This window comes from Chryseobacterium taeanense, assembly GCF_900099685.1.
Lineage (GTDB): Bacteria > Bacteroidota > Bacteroidia > Flavobacteriales > Weeksellaceae > Chryseobacterium > Chryseobacterium taeanense.
Genome location: NZ_FNDW01000007.1, coordinates 155,768 through 174,773 on the forward strand (window position 1 = coordinate 155,768; position 19,006 = coordinate 174,773).

17 protein-coding genes are annotated in these 19,006 nt (G+C 35.7%); 11 read left to right on the forward strand and 6 right to left on the reverse strand.

What is annotated here, in order from left to right; all coding sequences use genetic code 11:
• Nucleotides 1-52: 52 nt before the first annotated feature.
• From proS to BLR30_RS11695, 6 genes are all read left to right on the forward strand, one after another.
• Nucleotides 53-1,528 (forward strand): proline--tRNA ligase, encoded by a 1,476-nt coding sequence (gene proS, locus BLR30_RS11670; RefSeq protein ID WP_089858760.1) that lies wholly within the window; start codon nucleotides 53-55, stop codon nucleotides 1,526-1,528.
• A 127-nt stretch (nucleotides 1,529-1,655) separates the two neighbouring features.
• Nucleotides 1,656-2,960 (forward strand): OmpA family protein, encoded by a 1,305-nt coding sequence (locus BLR30_RS11675; RefSeq protein WP_089858764.1) that lies wholly within the window; start codon nucleotides 1,656-1,658, stop codon nucleotides 2,958-2,960.
• 108 nt (nucleotides 2,961-3,068) lie between these two features.
• Nucleotides 3,069-4,409, forward strand: a complete 1,341-nt coding sequence (locus tag BLR30_RS11680; RefSeq protein WP_089858768.1) for an Nramp family divalent metal transporter — start codon at nucleotides 3,069-3,071, stop codon at nucleotides 4,407-4,409.
• A 300-nt stretch (nucleotides 4,410-4,709) separates the two neighbouring features.
• Nucleotides 4,710-5,246, forward strand: coding sequence for a nucleotide exchange factor GrpE (locus BLR30_RS11685; RefSeq protein ID WP_089858771.1), 537 nt, complete (start codon nucleotides 4,710-4,712; stop codon nucleotides 5,244-5,246).
• A 103-nt stretch (nucleotides 5,247-5,349) separates the two neighbouring features.
• A complete protein-coding gene (gene dnaJ, locus BLR30_RS11690) occupies nucleotides 5,350-6,468 on the forward strand; it encodes a molecular chaperone DnaJ (protein WP_089858774.1) in 1,119 nt (372 codons plus the stop codon).
• 226 nt (nucleotides 6,469-6,694) lie between these two features.
• A complete protein-coding gene (locus tag BLR30_RS11695) occupies nucleotides 6,695-6,991 on the forward strand; it encodes a hypothetical protein (protein ID WP_089858777.1) in 297 nt (98 codons plus the stop codon).
• Here the strand turns inward: BLR30_RS11695 and BLR30_RS11700 are convergent.
• Both BLR30_RS11700 and BLR30_RS11705 read right to left on the reverse strand, forming a co-directional pair.
• Nucleotides 6,971-7,273 (reverse strand): type II toxin-antitoxin system RelE/ParE family toxin, encoded by a 303-nt coding sequence (locus BLR30_RS11700; RefSeq protein ID WP_089858780.1) that lies wholly within the window; start codon nucleotides 7,271-7,273, stop codon nucleotides 6,971-6,973. The genes BLR30_RS11695 and BLR30_RS11700 overlap by 21 nt on opposite strands.
• A gap of 223 nt (nucleotides 7,274-7,496) precedes the next feature.
• A complete protein-coding gene (locus BLR30_RS11705; RefSeq protein ID WP_089858785.1) occupies nucleotides 7,497-8,384 on the reverse strand; it encodes a DUF808 domain-containing protein in 888 nt (295 codons plus the stop codon).
• 370 nt (nucleotides 8,385-8,754) lie between these two features.
• Here BLR30_RS11705 and BLR30_RS11710 point away from each other — a divergent pair, with 370 nt between their 5' ends.
• Entirely contained in the window at nucleotides 8,755-9,633 is an 879-nt protein-coding gene (locus BLR30_RS11710) for an alpha/beta hydrolase (RefSeq protein ID WP_089858789.1), read from the forward strand.
• A 65-nt stretch (nucleotides 9,634-9,698) separates the two neighbouring features.
• Here the strand turns inward: BLR30_RS11710 and BLR30_RS11715 are convergent, their stop codons facing one another.
• The 4 genes from BLR30_RS11715 to BLR30_RS11730 form a co-directional block, all read right to left on the reverse strand.
• On the reverse strand, nucleotides 9,699-10,403 hold the full coding sequence (locus tag BLR30_RS11715; RefSeq protein WP_089858792.1) for a DedA family protein: 705 nt from the start codon (nucleotides 10,401-10,403) through the stop codon (nucleotides 9,699-9,701).
• Nucleotides 10,404-10,488: 85 nt separating this feature from the next.
• On the reverse strand, nucleotides 10,489-11,601 hold the full coding sequence (prfB, locus tag BLR30_RS11720; protein WP_089858795.1) for a peptide chain release factor 2: 1,113 nt from the start codon (nucleotides 11,599-11,601) through the stop codon (nucleotides 10,489-10,491).
• 160 nt (nucleotides 11,602-11,761) lie between these two features.
• Entirely contained in the window at nucleotides 11,762-14,113 is a 2,352-nt protein-coding gene (locus tag BLR30_RS11725; RefSeq protein ID WP_089858797.1) for a fibronectin type III domain-containing protein, read from the reverse strand.
• Nucleotides 14,114-14,167: 54 nt separating this feature from the next.
• Nucleotides 14,168-15,535: an ATP-binding protein gene (locus tag BLR30_RS11730; RefSeq protein ID WP_089858800.1), complete on the reverse strand. Its 1,368-nt coding sequence runs from the start codon at nucleotides 15,533-15,535 to the stop codon at nucleotides 14,168-14,170.
• Nucleotides 15,536-15,652: 117 nt separating this feature from the next.
• Between BLR30_RS11730 and BLR30_RS11735 the strand changes: the two genes are divergently transcribed.
• The 4 genes from BLR30_RS11735 to BLR30_RS11750 all read left to right on the forward strand — a co-directional run bounded on the left by BLR30_RS11735 (nucleotide 15,653) and on the right by BLR30_RS11750 (nucleotide 18,822).
• Complete coding sequence (locus tag BLR30_RS11735; RefSeq protein ID WP_089858804.1) at nucleotides 15,653-16,555, forward strand: ABC transporter ATP-binding protein; 903 nt, start codon at nucleotides 15,653-15,655, stop codon at nucleotides 16,553-16,555.
• A 2-nt stretch (nucleotides 16,556-16,557) separates the two neighbouring features.
• Nucleotides 16,558-17,403 (forward strand): ABC transporter permease subunit, encoded by an 846-nt coding sequence (locus BLR30_RS11740; protein WP_089858808.1) that lies wholly within the window; start codon nucleotides 16,558-16,560, stop codon nucleotides 17,401-17,403.
• A gap of 121 nt (nucleotides 17,404-17,524) precedes the next feature.
• Nucleotides 17,525-18,169, forward strand: a complete 645-nt coding sequence (locus BLR30_RS11745; protein WP_089858812.1) for a hypothetical protein — start codon at nucleotides 17,525-17,527, stop codon at nucleotides 18,167-18,169.
• Nucleotides 18,166-18,822 carry a hypothetical protein gene (locus BLR30_RS11750; protein ID WP_089858815.1) on the forward strand — a complete coding sequence of 219 codons (657 nt, stop codon included), beginning with the start codon at nucleotides 18,166-18,168 and terminating at the stop codon, nucleotides 18,820-18,822. Before BLR30_RS11745 ends, BLR30_RS11750 begins: the two co-directional genes overlap by 4 nt.
• The last annotated feature ends 184 nt before the right edge of the window (nucleotides 18,823-19,006 follow it).

Genomic DNA, 19,006 nt, shown 5'->3' on the forward strand with positions numbered 1-19,006 from the left:
TATTTTTAGATAACAATAATAGCGAAAAGTTAAAAAAATTAAAAAAAAATTAATGGCAAAATTAACCTCAAGAAGCGAAGATTATAGCAAATGGTATAATGAGTTGGTGGTAAAAGCAGACTTGGCTGAAAACTCAGGAGTAAGAGGATGCATGGTCATCAAACCATATGGCTATGCAATCTGGGAGAAAATGCGTGACGAAATGGATAAAAAATTCAAAGAAACAGGTCACGTAAACGCATATTTCCCGCTTTTTGTGCCCAAGAGTTTATTTGAGGCCGAGGAAAAAAATGCGGAAGGTTTTGCTAAAGAATGTGCCGTTGTTACCCATTACCGATTAAAAACAGACCCGGAAAATCCTTCCAAACTTATTGTGGATCCGGATGCGAAGCTTGAAGAAGAACTTATCGTACGCCCTACGTCGGAAGCCATTATCTGGAATACCTATAAAAGCTGGATTCAGTCATACAGAGATTTACCTATATTAATTAACCAATGGGCAAATGTTGTCCGTTGGGAGATGAGAACGCGTCTTTTCTTAAGAACGGCAGAATTTCTCTGGCAGGAAGGCCATACCGCTCACGCTACCAAAGACGAAGCCGTTGAGGAAGCAGAAAAAATGAATAAAGTCTATGCAGATTTTGCAGAAAATTTCATGGCAATGCCTGTCATTCAGGGGTTGAAAACTCCTTCCGAAAGATTTGCGGGAGCTGATGAAACGTATTGTATTGAAGCATTAATGCAGGACGGAAAAGCTCTTCAGGCCGGAACATCACACTTTTTAGGTCAGAATTTCGCCAAAGCTTTTGATGTAAAATTCACCAACAAAGAAGGAAAAATCGAGCATGCCTGGGCTACATCATGGGGGACTTCAACACGTCTGATGGGTGCATTAATCATGACCCATTCTGATGATTTCGGGTTGGTGCTTCCTCCTACACTTGCTCCTATTCAGGTTGTTATTGTTCCTATCTTTAAAGGAGAAGAGCAATTAGAACAGATCAGCGAGGTTGCCCTGGATATTCAGGCTAAATTAAGAGCAAAAGGAATTTCTGTTAAATTTGATAATGATACACAGAACAAACCAGGCTGGAAATTTGCTGAATACGAGCTTAAAGGCGTTCCCGTAAGAATTGCAATGGGACCAAGAGATCTAGAGAACAAGTCGGTAGAAATTGCAAGAAGAGATAATTTAACCAAAGAAGTTCGTTCCATTGAAGGTCTTGATTCTTATATTGAAGAATTGTTAAAAACAATTCAAAAAGATCTTTATACCAAGGCTGCCAACTTTAGAAAAGACAATATTACCAAAGTTGATTCTTATGATGAGTTCAAAAAAGTATTAGAAGAGAAAGGCGGATTTATCTACGCACATTGGGACGGAACCCCAGAAGAGGAAGAACAGATCAAGGAAGAAACGAAAGCAACAATCAGATGTATTCCTTTAGATGATGATATTGAAGAAGGCGTTTCTCTGATTTCCGGAAAACCATCCAAAAGAAGAGTTCTATTTGCGAAGGCATATTAAAAACAAACTATAAAAACTTTATTAAATCTGCAAAAATCCAATGGATCTTTGCAGATTTTTTTTAAATATATTGGTTTGGACAAGTTTTTGATTGCTTTACACAACATTAATCACAAAATATTTTATTATGTCTTTAAACATTATTGATCTAATTAAAGGGCAGCTTGGTCCTGCTTTGGTATCCCAGGCTGCAGCACAGTATGGGGAAACTGAATCTGGAATTTCTAAAGCAATCGACGGGATTTTGCCCGCAGTGGTAGGAGGATTGGCAAATAATTCTGACAACCCTCTTGTTCTGGATGCGATTATCAATTCATCTTCCGAAGGAATTCCTGGAGATCTTCCCGGTAATTCTGCAAATAGTTCTTCTATAGCAAATGTATTAACACAAATTTTTGGTGATAAGCTTAGCAGATTGGTAAACTCTATTGCTACTTATGCCGGAATAAGCGCAACTTCCGCCAGCTCACTTTTGAATACTGTTACAGGAGCTACTGTTAGTTCAATCAGTAAATATGCTACCGACAATAATTTGGATAAACAAGGAATTTCACATCTTCTTAATGAACAGAAAGGAATTGTTTCCACATTATTACCCGCAGGTCTCACTTTTGCTGCTTTAAGCATGGATGATTGGGATGCAAGATATAAGTTCGACAATGATAAAGATGCCATTAAAATGCCGGCTCAAGAAGAACCGCAGTCTAAAGTGGAAGTTACAAGAAGTACAGCTCCTAACGGAACTTTCCCCGATAAAAATACAGATACAGGCGGATCAATCTGGAAATGGCTTTTACCATTACTACTTCTAATTGCCGCTGCATATTTTATCTGGCGACAGTGCGAACAAAAAGAAACGACAATTACGACAACAATGAATGATTCCGGTGATGTTGTGACTGACACGGTAAATACCATGTCTACAACAGACACTGCAACAGGAATGTCAGCTACGCGTGTTGATGAAGATATTGACTTAAAAGGTACTTCATTAAAAGGATATAAAGGAGGAATGGAAGATCGAATGATTGCCTTTCTAAAATCTGACGGATACAAAAACGCTAAAGATGATAATGCTCTGAAAGATACATGGTACAATTTTGACCACGTTAATTTCAAAATGGGAAGCGCAACTGAACTTGAAGCAGGTTCTGAAGAACAGCTTAAAAATTTAGTAGCCATTCTAAAAGCATATCCTGATGCTAAAATAAAAATCGGAGGATATACTGATAAAACCGGTGATGAAGCTAAAAATCAAAAGTTATCTGCTGACAGAGCAAATTTCATTAAATCATGGCTTGAAAAACAAGGTGTCGGATCTCAGATTACAGGAGCTGACGGCTATGGAAGTCAGTTTGCTACCGTCGACGCTTCTGCCTCTGATGCAGAAAGAGCTGTTGACCGTAAAATGGCTGTTCGATTTGCAAAATAGTTTATAAAATTTATATCCTTAAAAATCCCAAAAAAAATTTGGGATTTTTATTTGTTGTTTTGTTGTTTTCATTTATTTAATTACATTTGTTAGTCATTTCTAACATTTATGAATCTGAATTTAAAAAACGCCTGGCGAAAAGATAAAACATCTAACTCATTATCTGAAGTTTACTCTTCCGTAAAAGTTCCTCAGAATGGTAATTTCTGGAGGAAATATCTTGCTTTTGCAGGACCAGGGCTTATGGTCGCTGTTGGATATATGGATCCTGGAAACTGGGCAACTGATATTGCCGGAGGAGCACAATTCGGCTACACGTTGCTCTCCGTGATATTGATTTCGAATATTTTTGCAATGGTTTTGCAGCATCTTTCCGTAAAACTGGGCGTTGTTGCAGAAAGAGATCTTGCCCAGGCTTGCAGAGATCATTTTAGCCCAACAACCAATTTCATACTGTGGATATTTTGTGAAATTGCCATTGCAGCCTGTGATCTTGCAGAAGTAATAGGTTCTGCCATTGCTTTAAACCTTCTTTTTCATATTCCTCTAACCTGGGGAATTGTCATTACCACGGTTGATGTATTGGTCATTTTGCTTTTACAGGCTAAAGGCTTCCGGTGGATAGAAAGTATTGTGGGTGGACTTATCTTTATCATTCTCGCGTGCTTTATCTACGAACTTGTGATTTCAAAACCTGCGGTTAATGAGCTTCTAGGAGGACTTGTTCCTAAAGCTGAAATTATTCAGAATCCAGCGATGCTGTATATTGCGATAGGAATTTTGGGAGCAACCGTAATGCCCCATAATCTTTATTTGCACAGCAGTATTGTACAAACCAGAGATTACCCGAGAGATACAAAGGGTAAAAAAGAAGCTATAAAATTTGCAACATTAGACAGTACGGTTTCTCTGATGCTCGCATTTTTTATCAATGGAGCCATACTTATTTTAGCAGCTGCCACTTTTCATGTTTCAGGGAACCATGATGTGGCGGATATCCATGACGCTTATAAAATGCTAACCCCGATTTTAGGTGCATCGATGGCAAGTATTGTTTTTGCTATCGCCTTATTGGCTTCGGGGCAGAATTCTACCTTAACAGGCACTCTTGCCGGACAGATCGTCATGGAAGGTTTTTTGAATATAAAATTAAAACCATGGCTAAGACGTTTGATTACAAGGTTAATCGCTGTAATTCCCGCTTTGATTGTAGCCATTTTGTATGGAGAGAAAGGAACTACTGAACTTTTGGTTTTAAGTCAGGTTATTTTATCAATGCAGCTCAGTTTTGCGGTTGTACCGTTGGTGATGTTCACTAATGATAAGGCTAAAATGGGAGAATTTGTGAATAAACCTTTCTTAAAAGTCTGTGTTTGGATTATTTCTTTCATTATCATCATTCTAAATGTTTATCTTTTGTATCAGACTTTTTTTGGCCAGGACATTTAATCGGCGGTAAATCTTATTTTATAATTACGAAGAATGCCCTAGCCGCGATAGTAACGGATACCCCACAGCACGCATTGGCTCTGAAAGAATGCGGCTGCGCGAGGAGCATGAGTGGATAGCGCGAAAAAGCTCCTGAAAAAATGATTGATTAATGATGGTTGATAATTCATGGTCTCGCGCAAACTTCTAACTTCTAACTTCTAACTTCTAACTTCTACATCCCAGTTTTGTCTGCCTTATTGTCACCCTTTGTCATTTGGCAGAATGTTTGTCAGTAATAATGCAAATAAATATTGAATTATGGAAAATCAGGATATCAACGAAGAAAGCATCAATAATCAGGAAGAAACGAATATTCAGAACGAAGCTGCAACCGAAGACAATGTGACAGCAAAACCATCTGCAGAGGAACTTTTGGCAGAAGAAAAAGACCGTTACATTAGATTGTACGCAGAATTCGAAAACTATAAAAAAAGAACATCTAAGGAAAAAATGGAATTTTTCCAGTATGCGAATCAGGATATGATGGTCTCTATGCTTGGAGTTCTGGATGATTTTGAAAGAGCTTTAAAGGAAATTGGTAAAAATGGTAATCCTTCGGATCTTCAGGGTGTAGAACTGATTTATAATAAATTCAAAAGCAAGCTGACGGAAAAAGGACTGAAAGCGATGGAAGTGAATGCCGGCGACAGTTTCAATGTAGATTTCCATGAAGCGATCACGCAGATTCCTGCACCATCGGAAGATCTTAAAGGTAAAATCGTAGATGTTATTGAAACAGGTTACACTTTGGGAGATAAAGTGATCCGTTTTGCAAAAGTAGTAACAGGTAATTAAAATTTATGAATGATAAATGATGAGTGATAATTGATGTATATTCATTTATTTACCCATTTTAAATATCTATTATCATTTATCAATAATCAATTATAGAATAGACATGTCAAAAAGAGATTATTACGAGGTTCTTGAGATCAGCAAATCTGCATCAGCCGACGAAATAAAAAAAGCATACCGTAAAATGGCCATCAAATATCACCCTGATAAAAATCCGGGCGATAAAGAAGCCGAAGAAAAATTTAAAGAAGCAGCAGAAGCATATGAAGTGTTGAGTGACGAACAGAAACGTGCAAGATACGATCAGTTCGGCCACGCAGGTGTAGGCGGAAATGGTGGTTTCGGCGGTGGTTTCGGCGGAGGCGGAATGAATATGGAGGATATCTTCAGCCAGTTCGGTGATATTTTCGGTGGCGGTTTCGGAGGATTCGGCGGTGGCGGTGGCGGCCGTCAGCAGGTGAAAGGTTCTAATTTAAGAATCCGTATCAAACTGAACCTTGACGAAATGGTAAACGGAACACAGAAGACCATTAAAGTCAAAAAAATGAAGACAGCACCCGGTGCTACTTCAAAAACCTGTCCTACCTGTGGAGGTTCGGGAGTTCAGCTGAAGGTGATGAATACCATGTTTGGACAGATGCAGACTCAGACTACCTGCGGAACGTGCCAGGGAATCGGGAAAGTTGCCGACAAAATTCCGGCAGGAGCCAACGCACAAGGTCTTATAAAAGATGAAGAAGAAGTTACCATCAACATTCCGGCAGGAGCAAGAGACGGCATTCAGCTTAATGTAAGAGGAAAAGGAAATGATGCCCCTTTTGGTGGTATTCCGGGAGATCTTTTGGTCATTATAGAAGAAGAGGTAGATAAAACGATCAAAAGAGAAGGAGATAATCTTCACCAGGAATTGTATATCTCATTTGCTGAAGCAGCATTAGGAACGAAAAGAGAAGTTCCTACTGTCGGAGGAAAAGTGAAAATAACAGTAGACGCAGGAACGCAGTCGGGAAAAATTTTGAGACTTGCAGGAAAAGGCCTTCCAAGTATCGACAGTTATGGAACGGGAGATATGTTCATTCATATTAATGTATGGACTCCTCAGAAACTTACTAAAGAACAGAAAGATTTCTTTGAAAAGCAGATGAGCAGCGGCGAAATGGTGGCTGAACCATCCGGAAAAGAAAAAACTTTTTTTGATAAAGTGAAAGACTTATTCAATTAAAATATACATTAAGGATTCTCTCGGGAATCCTTTTTTATTACTAATGATCTTGCGATAGTATAATCTACATTTTTTCTTTACGATGAAATTAAGAATGCTGAGTTAGAAAGATGAGATGATGACAAATATGGAGAGTTATTAAAGAATAACTAAATTATAAATTATATTTCATCCTATCATTTTTTTATTATATTTGTCTCAATAATTATAATTAATTATATCAAAAATGATACAGGAAATTTTAAATTATAAGAAAGTGATGGGTGAAATAGAAGGACTATTAAACCATAGTCCCTATAAAAAAAGCCATATTATTTCAAAGATAGGACTTGCACCAGCTACCTTTTACCGGAAATTGAGTGCTCAGTCATTTACGCCAGATGAAATGTTGGCATTGGCAAAAATATTATCACCGCGTGAAGCATTGCTATTAGAAATAGAGCAATCCGAGAAAGATATTGAGAATGGTAACTATAGAGAACATTCGGTGGTCAGGGAAGAATTACGTAAGAAGTTTTTGTAGCCTATCCGGATCCTGAAAGTTATTCCAAAAGGATACAAGATATATTCTGTCAGAAGTAACACGGTAATAAAGATATATTTGTGGTACGACTAAATATTTTCTATAGTTATAATTTTCTTCTGAAACACTACCTATTAATGAATTAAGCGATATATTCATAACTGCTTCATCAACCTTATCCATAAAGTTGCGAATTTCTCTTGTTGACCAATACTCCGAAAGATATTGCAGATTATTTTCATATGATTTTTCTGCAGTTTCTGTCCAAACAACGGTATACATTTCTTACAATATTTTTCCAAAAATATGAAAAAGATTATATAAATTTTTGATAGACTCACTGGAGTCGGAAAAGCTTAGATATTGCTTAAAGTTTATGGATAAATTTCATACTATATATCCTCGTTTTATATTTGAAAATTTAATACAAATTTTTAAATATAAAAAATAATGAGTCTTGTCGTTTTAAATGGCAGGACTCATTATTTAATACTATTTCTTTTTTTTATTTTTTTACCGCTAATGAATAGATTCCTTTTCCTGCCGTGAAAACAGCTACGGCAAGAAGTCCGCCGGCTAATCCGAAAACAAGGTCTTTCAATAATGACGGCCAGGTTGGAAATAAATGGTGAAAATACTCTATTCTATGGGCAAAAATTCCTCCGGCAACCAGAATCAGAGCAACAGTTCCGATAACACCCAATGCTTTGATGACAATTGGTAAAGCTTTTACCAACAGGTGTCCCAGCTTACCGAAGAATCCTTTATCATTACTCTTTTTAATTAATTTAAATCCGGCATCATCCATTCTAACGATCAACGCAACAATTCCGTACACACCTACGGTAGCAATAAAAGCCACAAGGCTCGTTACCAAAATTTGTGTGATAAAAGGATGACTTTCTTCAAGCACTGTTCCCAAAGCAATGATTACAATCTCAATCGATAAAATAAAATCGGTGGTAATGGCTGATTTTACTTTTGCTTTTTCTATTTCCTCAGGGCTCTGGCCTTTTGTTTCCTCGATTTCTTTTTCTACTTCATGCCCCTTTTTATCGCGGTGAAATAGATACTCAATAATTTTTTCCATCCCTTCAAATGAAAGGTACAAGCCACCGACAATTAGCACATAATTGATCGCCGGGGCATACAGCCAGTTCAGTAAAAATACAATAGGCAGGATAATCAGTTTATTAAGGAAAGATCCTTTTGTAATGGCCCACAATACCGGAAGCTCGCGAGACGAAAGAAACCCCGTTGCCTTCTCAGCATTTACAGCCAGATCATCTCCCAGAATTCCTGCTGTTTTTTGCGTTGCAACTTTACTCGTAACCGCTACATCATCCATCAGGGCTGCGATATCATCCAAAATAGCAAAAAAACCAGATGCCATAAATTTTAATATTTTTTTAATAATTGTTAAGCAAAAGTAATTATTTTAATTTTACTTTATGTATGATTACAAAAGGTTTTGAAAGGAATTAACATTTATTGAGTCGTGAGATTTTTGAGGCAAGTATAAAACTTTCACAAACCAGTCTTTTTTACTTAGCATTGAATCTTAAAGACTCAAATTCCAGGCAGAAAGACTCAACGACGAGGATAAAAGATTCGAAAAACAGTCTTTTTTACTCAGTGTTGAAACTCAAAGACTCAAATTCCAGATAAAAAGACTCAACGGTGAGGATAAAACAGTGAAACCAAATCCGAAAAAGATAATTGTTGATATTTTGTCTGTTTTAAAATTTCCGTAAATTTAATTCATGAAAAAGCTGATTCTTAAGTATCATTTTTTCGTTCTGGGACTAATCAGCTTTGTATTCAATTCCTGCAATACAAAATTCAGAGTTTGGCTGGGACCGAATAACGAACAGAAAATATACAATCTGAAATATGGTGAGGATAAAAAGCAGAAAATGGATGTCTTTCTTCCGTCTGATTATCCCGAAGATTCGCCGGTTGTCATTATGGTTCATGGCGGAGCATGGAAATACGGAAGAAAAGAGCATATGATTCAGATTCAGAAAATGCTTTTCAGCCATAATATTCCTAGCATTAATATGAATTACAGACTGGTTTCCCGATCAAAAAAGATTACGTATCGCGAACAGTTGGAAGATATTAGTCGCGTGATCAAAAAATTCAATGAACTGGCAGGGAAAGCAGAACTGCAACCTAACAATTATATTCTTCTGGGCGAAAGTGCCGGCGGACATCTTACCTTATTGTATGGATATCAACATCCGGAACAGATCAAAAAAATTATTGCCCTGAGCGCACCTACCGACTTTTATTCTCCGGAATATCTGATTTCTTTCTATTCCAGATATTCTTCACCTACGATTCAAAAAGTTGTGGGGAGAAAATTTCACAGAAAAAATATATCTGAAGAGTTCATAAAGGCAAGTCCGATCGCCAATATCTCCGATGTTCCGACTTTGATTTTCCAGGGAAATCAGGATTTTTTGGTGAATAAGAAACAAGGGTTAGCTCTAGATTCAGTATTAACGGCACAAAATGTTCCGCATAAACTTGTTTTCATGAAGAATACGGGACATGCGGCAAGATTCTTTAATAAGAAAAAAAGGGACAGCATTATTTATCCGAATATTCTGAAATGGATTATTAATAGTGATAAGTGATGAAATGCAATACGTAAAAAAAGCCTGCTCTTTAAGGGCAGGCTGGTGTTTTTTAAAATTGAATTTTATTCTTCGTCGTCGAATTTATGGTTTTCATATTTTGAGAAATCCTGTTTTTTTCCAAATAAAAACTTTAGAATTACCGGTACGGTTGTTATTAAAACGATAACGATAATAATCAGTTCGAGTTTTTTCTTCAGATCGATTCCGAATTGATCGATGAACAGTTTATCCAGATAATGCCCCGCGAAGATCAGTAAGAATGACCATAAGACAGCCCCGATAATATTATCTCTTAAGAAATCTTTTTTATCCATTTTTACGATTCCGGCAACGATCGGCGCAAAAGTTCTTACTACCGGCAGGAATCTTGCCATAATGATGGCCAGCGCTCCGTTCTTTTCAAAGAAATCGTGAGCCTGATAGAGATATTTCTTTTTAAACAACCAGGTATCCGGTCTTTTGTAAAGAGCAGAACCGGCTCTTCTCCCAAAATAATATCCCACTTCATTTCCAATAATAGCTGCAATTGCTACAGCAGATGCTAAAATAAAGGTGTCGAAGAAATCACTTCCTGTAGATCCGAAAGTTTCTCTTATAATGTCGATCGAATAAATTCCCGAAACAAAAAGCAGTGAATCTCCCGGTAAAAAAAATCCTACAAAAAGACCTGTTTCAGCAAAAATAATAAACAAAATAAGCCAAAATCCTCCAAGCTTTATATAAAACTCAGGATTTAATAAATCTTTCCAATTATTGAAATCTTCCATACGTTTTGATAAGTAACAAAAATAGGATTAATAAACGTCATTCCGAAATTTATTATAAGATTTTAACGAAATTTAAACATGAATTCTATAAGTCCATATCATCATCTGAAACTGCGGTTCCATCGGCCATGAGAAACGCTTTGAGGAATGGCGTAAGATTTCCGTTCATCACAGAATCCACATCCGAAGTTTCGTATCCGGAACGTACATCTTTTACCAATTTGTAAGGATGCATCACGTAATTACGGATCTGACTTCCCCACTCGATTTTCATCTTATTGGCTTCGATTTCGTTACGGGCTTTCATTCTTTCTTCCAATTCCATTTCATATAATCTTGAACGAAGCAACTGCATGGCTTTTTCCTTATTCTGAAGCTGTGAACGGGATTCTGAGTTTTCAATAATAATTCCTGTCGGAGCGTGACGAAGACGAACGGCTGTTTCCACTTTGTTTACGTTCTGTCCACCTGCTCCGGAAGACCTCATTGTTTCAAAGGAAATATCGGCAGGATTGATGTTGATTTCTATCGTATCATCAACCAATGGATAAACATATACTGAAACAAAACTAGTATGTCTTTTCGCGTTGGAATCAAAAGGTGAAATTCTTACCAGCCTGTGCACCCCGTTTTCACCGCGAAGATATCCGAACGCAAATTCTCCTTCAATTTCCAGCGTTACGGTTTTTACACCGGCGACATCGCCTTCCTGAAAGTTCAGTTCTCGGATCTTATAGCCTTGTTTTTCTGCCCACATGGTGTACATTCTCATAAGCATCGAAGCCCAATCGCAGCTTTCGGTTCCTCCGGCTCCGGCTGTAATCTGCAATACCGCAGAAAGCTCATCTCCTTCATTAGACAGCATATTTTTGAATTCCAGATCTTCAATTTTCTCTACTAGTTGAGGAAAAGTTTCATCTAGCTCTTTTTCAGAATCAGGATCTTCTTTGGCAAAATCTACCAAAACCTGAAGATCTTCAAACTGAGTATGAATTTCTTCATAGGCCTCTACCCATTTTTTCTTGGAGCGTAACTGTTTCAGAAATGCTTCCGCCTCTTTAGGATTATCCCAAAATTCCGGCGCTGCAGTTTTCTCATCATCATTGGCTATTTCTATCTTTTTTTTATCGATCTGAAGATATTTATGGAGATCGTCAATTCTTGACTGAATTTCTTTTATCTGGTCGCTGTTTATCACGATTTTTTATTTTTGCAAAAATAAGGATTTTGTTTGATGCCTAAATAACAATATCACATCCAAAATTGGAATAAAAAAAGCGATAATATGAATTACCGCTTTTTTTATGAAACTGTCCCGTCCTAAAATAACTTGTCAACTTATTTTAGGACTAGTCAACCTAATTATTTTTTACGATTTTTATGGTCTTGACAAAGCCATCTTTATATTGTAAACTGATGAAATAAACACCTGAATTCAATTCACCTAAGGAAATTTCTTTAGCCACTGCTAAACTCTTTATTAATCTTCCTGAAACATCTTTAATTTCAATTGATTTTATGTCCTTAATATCAGATATAGATATTTTATCACGGAAAGGATTAGGATATACATTAGTATCACTATTTCGATCAATATCATTCGTTGCTAATACTCCGTTATCTGTAATACTAATATTGTCCATGATAAGATAATTATAAGTATTATCTTTTTTATCATTAAATCCAATATAGTAAATTCCTGTAGCTGGTACGCTAAATAAATGTTCTGCAGAACTATTAGGCGATTGAACCGCTTGATAATCCTGAATGATATTTATCATAGAAGCTGAATTTGGAAGGTTTCCAAATGCCACTTTTAATTGTAATTGATAATAAGGAGAATAGCTACCGATTATCCCATATAAGTAGGTCATTTTATATTGTCTTCCTGATTCCAGGTAAATAGGTTTCGTAAAGAACCATGAATTTACAGTATTGTAATCATAATCTCTAACAAGAACTTTTGAAGGCCAGTTTGCATTATATTTATACCTAACTTCTGCTATTGTTTCAGTTATTTGTGGTAGGATATACTCCATAGAAGTACAATTTGGAATTTCCCCAACAAAGCTTTTTTCAAAATCTTCTATATAAGGGGTTGTTACATACGTTTGGCAAGCTGTAGAAAAATGAAATCTTTTCCAGTCGCTAAATTGTGCAGATGAGCACCTACTTCTTAACCAGACAAAATATCTTTTACCTGGTTCCAAAGAACTTAGATCCTGAGATAAATTTGTTATTCCCTGATAATTTGGAATTACTGAGCTTGAAGGATAAGCATCATCTGTACTATAATATAAATCATAGCCTCCGGAAGGAATTATAGAAGGCGCAGACCATTCTACCGTTGCAGAAGTCTGTGTTATTGAACTTACTGATGCATTCTCAACGATTCTGCAGCTTGTAGCTACATCCAGACTAATGTCATCAATAGCAATTGAATATGATTCGTCTCCAAAACCCGAGCCTGAGGTATTAAATCCTAAATAATATACCGCTGATTGAGCAGGCGTAAAATAAAAAATTTCCTGTCCCGAATCCGCATTATAGGGAGCGGTTTGGTTATAAATAATATTTGTCATTAACATATAATCCTGTGTCAGGCCATAAGCAATTTTTAATCTCTTTCGTGAATTTACTCTTTTTCTCGGACGATTATATTTCAGCATATAGGTTACACCTGCCTGTAAATTTAAGCCTTTTGTGAAAAACCAAGTATTATCTGGAGTGCCAAGCGCATTACCAGAACCATAATTTTGAGTTTCAATAGGATTAACCCACCAAGCCGCCCCAGCTACGTTATCAGTTCTGTGGCAAGGTGGAAGATACATAGGCGGTATTGAATTAAAATCCTGAAAATAAGGCAAATCCCATGATCCACATAGAGTTATAAAAGAATTACCTCCCGCTAACACCCATGGGCTCACCTGTGACCCGCAATTTGATCTAATATACACGTAATGACGGACTCCCTGTTCTAAAGAATTAAGAACAACATAGGTATTTGATATTCCGGACAATGAAGGAATTGTTGTAGCTGTCGGGGCTGTATATGAAGTAGTATAATATACTTCAAATCCGTTGGAAGGAGTATAGGTTGAACTCCAGTTTATCTTTGCCGAAGTAGTCTGAATATTACTTACAGAGCTATTTGAAGGACCTGTACATAATATAGCCTGATTTAAAACCACATCATCAATGATTAATTTCCAGTCTCCGGAATTTTCATTTTTAGCTGTTATCCTAAACTTTAAATTAGAATTTGATGAAGATGTATTAACTGGGATTGTGCCTGTAAAATTCGTACATGTAATAACTGAACCGGTTAAATTAATTGCAGAACCTACTAAATAATAAGAAGAGCCATTATCAAAAGAATACTCCACTTTAAAATTTCCTGTAACAACAGGATTAGAGGTATTTGTAGCTTCTGCTTTATATTTAAATGAAATATTTATAGCTTGTCCATTTGAATTATTAGCATTAAACGCTACAGATGCTGTAGACGTAGGAACCGAGACTCCATAGAGATTTGCACTAATTGCTTTTGTCCCGGTACAAGCTGTTCCCGAAGTACTTACTTGTTCAAATCCAGAGTAAGCCCAACCATTTGGTGTAGAATTACTTTCAAAACCCTCATTTACTGTAATCTGAGAAAAAACAGTAATATTAAGTAGTATAAATACTAAAATTAGTAATTTTTGTTTCATAGGAATTAATTTTTACAAAATTAGTTTTTAAATTTAAAAAAAAAATATTTTAAATCATTTTTTTGCTTCATCAGCATTCTCTTCCTCTTCATTATGAGAAAAACCGATTACTCTTCTCGGCTCTTCAACAGTCCTATAGAAGTCGAGTTCGGTTTTCAGCTGTTTTACCCTATTCTGGAACTGTTCGAAATTATTAATGATAACATCACTCAAGAATCTGGCGATCTGATCCAGATATTCTGCCGTAAGTTTTCCTGCCGCATCCTTCAAAGCACCTCTCAAAAGATTTTGGTCGATCTTAAGATTTTCGTCTCTTGTTTTCTGGTAAAGGTTTTTGATTCTTTTTTTAAGACTTTGGGTAAAGTCAATCAACATGGTGTTGCTGAACACTTTCATCTGGGCAGAAATCTCGTGCCAGAAAGGAATTTTATCGGCGTTGTTATTTTTTAAAATTTTAAATAAAAGAGAATCTTTTTCGAGATTTCTTGTCATCATATACAAAATAATTTCTGATCTTTCTGCAAGGTTGGGCGGGAAAATAGGAATCATCACATCAAATCTTCCCGGAGCCAGAATTTCTTCATCTATTTCTGCAACAGAATTCGCAGAGCCTACCATCAGGAGATCTTCCTGCTCAAATTTTGAAATGTAATGAAGTATAATTTCCTGTGTTTCAAGATTACATGAAGCGACGTTATTTTCTGCTTTTCTTGCCATCATGATATCATCAAAATCTTCAATGAAAAGCAATACTTTATCTTCTTTCATCATGGTTACCAGAAAATCATTAAAGTTGGTTTTACTGCCGTTCACAAATGAAGTTCCGAGATAATGCTTTTTAACTTCTTTAAACTGGTATCCGATAATTTCAGCAATCTTTGTTGCCCAGAAGATTTTCCCGCTTCCGGGAGGACCATATAAAATAATTCCTGCAGGTTTGTTGATTCCCCAATCTTTTATCTGTTGCGGATTCAGGAAAGTTTCCAGAACACTTGAAATATGAAAAAACAGATCTCTGTATCCTATAAAGTCTCTTTTCTGAAGGCTTGTTTTGCTTCCGAAATAATCATACACAAATTGATAATTTCCTCCCAGTCTGTTGTCTATTCCGTAACTTGATATTGAAGATTTAAAGAAACCGTTATCAAAAATATTATGATCTGATTCTTTAATTGCTTTTTCAACCTTTTCTCTGGGCTGATTGATCTTTTCAGCAATCTGCTCCAAGGTTTTTGTTTTGTCAAGATCTTTTTCATAAAGCCTTAAAAATTCAATATTTTCCCGAACAAATTTTTCAAAGTCTTTTTTTATTTCAAAATTGGTACTGATGCAATCTACAAGATCCAGATCAAAATCCTGAATGAATTGTTTTAATGCCTCCGCAGAAATATCAAGCTCTCTTGCCAAATCAACTAATTTCATAACTATCCATTAATACGATCAAAAATAACGTATTTGAAATTAAATAAGAATTGATTTAACATAAAAACTGTAACAATTTATGATTAACATAGACTACTACTATGTAAAACAAATTACATGGAAAAAATTTTATCAGTAAAGAATCTTACTAAAAAATTCAAAAGAATTGTGGTAAACAATATTTCTTTTGATGTCGAAAAAGGGAATGTGTATGGTTTGCTGGGACCTAACGGAAGCGGAAAGTCTACCACTTTTGGAATGCTTCTTTCCACCATTAATCCTACAAGTGGTGACTGGTACTGGTTTGGGAAGAAAGGAACTGATCCGGATACGCTGAAAAAAATAGGCGCTATTATTGAGCAGCCTAATTTTTATCCTTATCTGAGCGCAGAGACGAATCTGAAAATCGTGGCAGAGATCAAAGGAACTCCTTACCGGAGAATTGATGAAGTTCTTCAGACTGTGGGTCTTCTGGAAAGAAAAAAAGACGCATTCAAAACCTATTCTTTAGGGATGAAACAGCGACTGGCCATTGCGTCTGCCATGCTGAACAATCCTGAAGTGTTAATCTTAGATGAGCCAACAAACGGACTTGATCCTGAAGGAATTATCCAGATCCGTGAGATCATCAGCAATATTGCTAAAAAGGGAATCACCATCATTATTGCCAGCCATCTGCTGGATGAGATTGAAAAAATATGCAGCCATGTTATCGTTCTTAAAGAAGGAAATTCCATTTACTGCGGAAGGGTGGATGAAATGACCGCCAACAACGGTTATTTTGAATTGAAAGCAGATAACAATACATTACTTTTGAACGCTTTGAATGAACTTCAATGGTTTACAGCGGTTAACCAAGACGGCGATATGCTGAAGGCGCAGATCCGGGATGATGCTTCGATTTCAGCATCAGCTCTGAACCAGAAACTTGCTGAACAGGGGATTTACCTGTCGCATTTATCGAAGAAAAAGCTTTCTCTCGAATCTCAATTCCTTGAACTTGTAAAAAACACGAATTAATCATGATAAAATTATTAAAACTAGAATATTACAAAAATCTGAATTATCAACCATTCAAGATTTTTACAATGCTGTATTTTGCCATTCTTATTATTTTACTTTTTATAGGACTGGTAGATTTTGATCTTTTCGGAACAACCATCAACCTGAAAGAACAGGGCATTTATAATTTCCCGGAAATCTGGAATTTTACAACATGGATTGTCGCTTTACTTAAGATTTTCCTTGGGTTAATCATCGTTTTTTCCATTTCGCAGGAATTCAGCAACCGAATGTTTAAACAAAATACGATTGACGGATTAAGCAGGAAAGAATTTATCTCTTCAAAATTAATGACAATCAGTATTTTTACAATTATCTCCACAATTATTGTTTTTGCGATTACGATGTTTCTGGGATATAAATATTCAGATACGACGGAATCTGCGAAAGTTTTTGAGGAAATTTTCTTTATTGGAAATTATTTTGTGAAACTGTTTACGTTCTTTTGTTTCCTGATGTTTCTGTCTATTTTATTGAGGAAATCGGTTTTTGTTTTTCTCACTCTTTTTGCTTTTTGGGTAGTGGAAGGTATTTTATCCGGCGTTGAAGTTTTCTTGAAAGTTCGGGGGATGCAGGAAGCTCAAAGAAGTCAAATAATGCAGAACGACTTTTTTGTGACGCATCTTTTACCACTGGAAAGTATGTCCAGCCTTATCCCAAATCCGATGATGAGACTTAAAATGGCAAAAATGATGGGTATGAAATATGAATTCCATTATCCTACCGAAAGCATGATTGCCTGCCTGGTTTGGTGTGCGATCTTTATCGTTGGATCATACTGGATTTTAAGAAGAAGAGACTGGTAATTTTTAATTCAAGATTCAAAGTTTAAGATTTGATTCTATACATAATAAAGTGGTTCGTTTTCCGGATCACTTTTTTTATTTTTATTGAAGTTTTGTTTTATATTTAATAAAAATTAATGGCATGAAGAGAATATATTACGTTCCCGGAATTATCAGTGCTTTGATTATCCCTGTTTTGTTTTGGTTTTACGGAAGTCAAAGAATTCATGCCCCATACAAGGTGATGGATCTGGGACTGCCCGCAAAAATAAGAGCTGTAGCAACGGATTCCCTCGAAACATTTGAGGATTATAGAAACTGGAATTATAAGAAAATCATTGTATGGCCTAATACCGCTCTGCAAAATCGCGCATATTATGTTTCGGAATTAAAAAAACTTCAGGCAAGAAATGAGAAGGAAACAGGAATAGAATTTGTGATTGATGATAAAAACAATTATCAGGATTTTATTGCCTTAATTGATGCCATGAAGCTGGCAAAACAGAAAGCCTACGGAGTAGATGTGGAGAAAACGAATCATTTCTTTGCGATCCATATGTACAAAGATCCGAACACCACCAGGAGAAATTATAATAGTGACGGCACTTGCGTGGTTGATAACGAGTATTATAAAGAAAAATCAGCATTAAATATCATCAAACCTGAAACCTTCATCAATCATGTTCCCAACCAAACTTATTATATCATTTTCGGTTTTTTGGTATTTTTAAATATTTCAATGTTCAGTATTAAAGAAAATCTTCAACTCAAAAGAACTTACGTATGAAAAAGATATATTATTTCCCTGGATTGATGAGTGCTTTGATTATACCTGTTTTATTTTGGTATTATATTAATCCATATGTTGATAAGACGAAGTATACTGTCATTGATATCGGAATTCCTGCCAAATTAAAGAAAGATAAAAGCAATGATATGTACAGTTTTGAATCCGTACGAAACTGGGATTACAAGAAAATAAAGGTTGATCCTTCAAAAGCAAAAGAATATTCAAAATTTTATGTTTCGGAAATTAAGTCTCTCCAAAAACGTAATGAAAAAGAAACCGGAATAGAATTTATTTTAGATAAAAATAACAGTTATGGTGATTTTGTCTCTCTATTAAATGATATGGCCGTTGCAAAACATGAAACTTACGCATTGGATTTGGAAAAAACCGGAAATGTATTTGCCACTGTGAATTATAAAAGTCCAAAAACTGAAGAAGAAGAAATAGATTGCCTTTTATGTCATGACACGATTTATACTTATGTTGAGGTAAAGCCCGATTTTAAACAATATTATATGAGTATTTTTCAAAATCTCTCAAAACTTCCAAATGGAGCTTATTATATCTTTTTCGGATTTCTTCTATTTCTAAATATTTCAATGTTTAGTATTAAAGAAAGGTTTCAAATGCAGAGATTTCGTTTAATATAACCTGAGTTCGGGATAATAATTGAGATAAACTTTGTAAAAAATAGCAATAATTCGTATATTTAAGTTTCTGACATTCAAATATTTAAACAATTTATTGCTATGAATTTAAAAGACCAAATTACAAATATTTTTGTACAAATTGATGATTTCTGTAAAGAGTTTGATGTTCAAATTAAAAAATTAA

Bases quoted from the DNA above. Each gene is read 5' to 3' on its own strand.
- proS (WP_089858760.1), top strand. From the start codon at position 53: ATGGCAAAATTAACCTCAAGAAGCGAAGATTATAGCAAATGGTATAAT.
- BLR30_RS11675 (WP_089858764.1), top strand. From the start codon at position 1,656: ATGTCTTTAAACATTATTGATCTAATTAAAGGGCAGCTTGGTCCTGCT.
- BLR30_RS11680 (WP_089858768.1), top strand. From the start codon at position 3,069: ATGAATCTGAATTTAAAAAACGCCTGGCGAAAAGATAAAACATCTAAC.
- BLR30_RS11685 (WP_089858771.1), top strand. From the start codon at position 4,710: ATGGAAAATCAGGATATCAACGAAGAAAGCATCAATAATCAGGAAGAA.
- dnaJ (WP_089858774.1), top strand. From the start codon at position 5,350: ATGTCAAAAAGAGATTATTACGAGGTTCTTGAGATCAGCAAATCTGCA.
- BLR30_RS11695 (WP_089858777.1), top strand. From the start codon at position 6,695: ATGATACAGGAAATTTTAAATTATAAGAAAGTGATGGGTGAAATAGAA.
- BLR30_RS11700 (WP_089858780.1), bottom strand. From the start codon at position 7,273: ATGTATACCGTTGTTTGGACAGAAACTGCAGAAAAATCATATGAAAAT.
- BLR30_RS11705 (WP_089858785.1), bottom strand. From the start codon at position 8,384: ATGGCATCTGGTTTTTTTGCTATTTTGGATGATATCGCAGCCCTGATG.
- BLR30_RS11710 (WP_089858789.1), top strand. From the start codon at position 8,755: ATGAAAAAGCTGATTCTTAAGTATCATTTTTTCGTTCTGGGACTAATC.
- BLR30_RS11715 (WP_089858792.1), bottom strand. From the start codon at position 10,403: ATGGAAGATTTCAATAATTGGAAAGATTTATTAAATCCTGAGTTTTAT.
- BLR30_RS11725 (WP_089858797.1), bottom strand. From the start codon at position 14,113: ATGAAACAAAAATTACTAATTTTAGTATTTATACTACTTAATATTACT.
- BLR30_RS11730 (WP_089858800.1), bottom strand. From the start codon at position 15,535: ATGAAATTAGTTGATTTGGCAAGAGAGCTTGATATTTCTGCGGAGGCA.
- BLR30_RS11735 (WP_089858804.1), top strand. From the start codon at position 15,653: ATGGAAAAAATTTTATCAGTAAAGAATCTTACTAAAAAATTCAAAAGA.
- BLR30_RS11740 (WP_089858808.1), top strand. From the start codon at position 16,558: ATGATAAAATTATTAAAACTAGAATATTACAAAAATCTGAATTATCAA.
- BLR30_RS11745 (WP_089858812.1), top strand. From the start codon at position 17,525: ATGAAGAGAATATATTACGTTCCCGGAATTATCAGTGCTTTGATTATC.
- BLR30_RS11750 (WP_089858815.1), top strand. From the start codon at position 18,166: ATGAAAAAGATATATTATTTCCCTGGATTGATGAGTGCTTTGATTATA.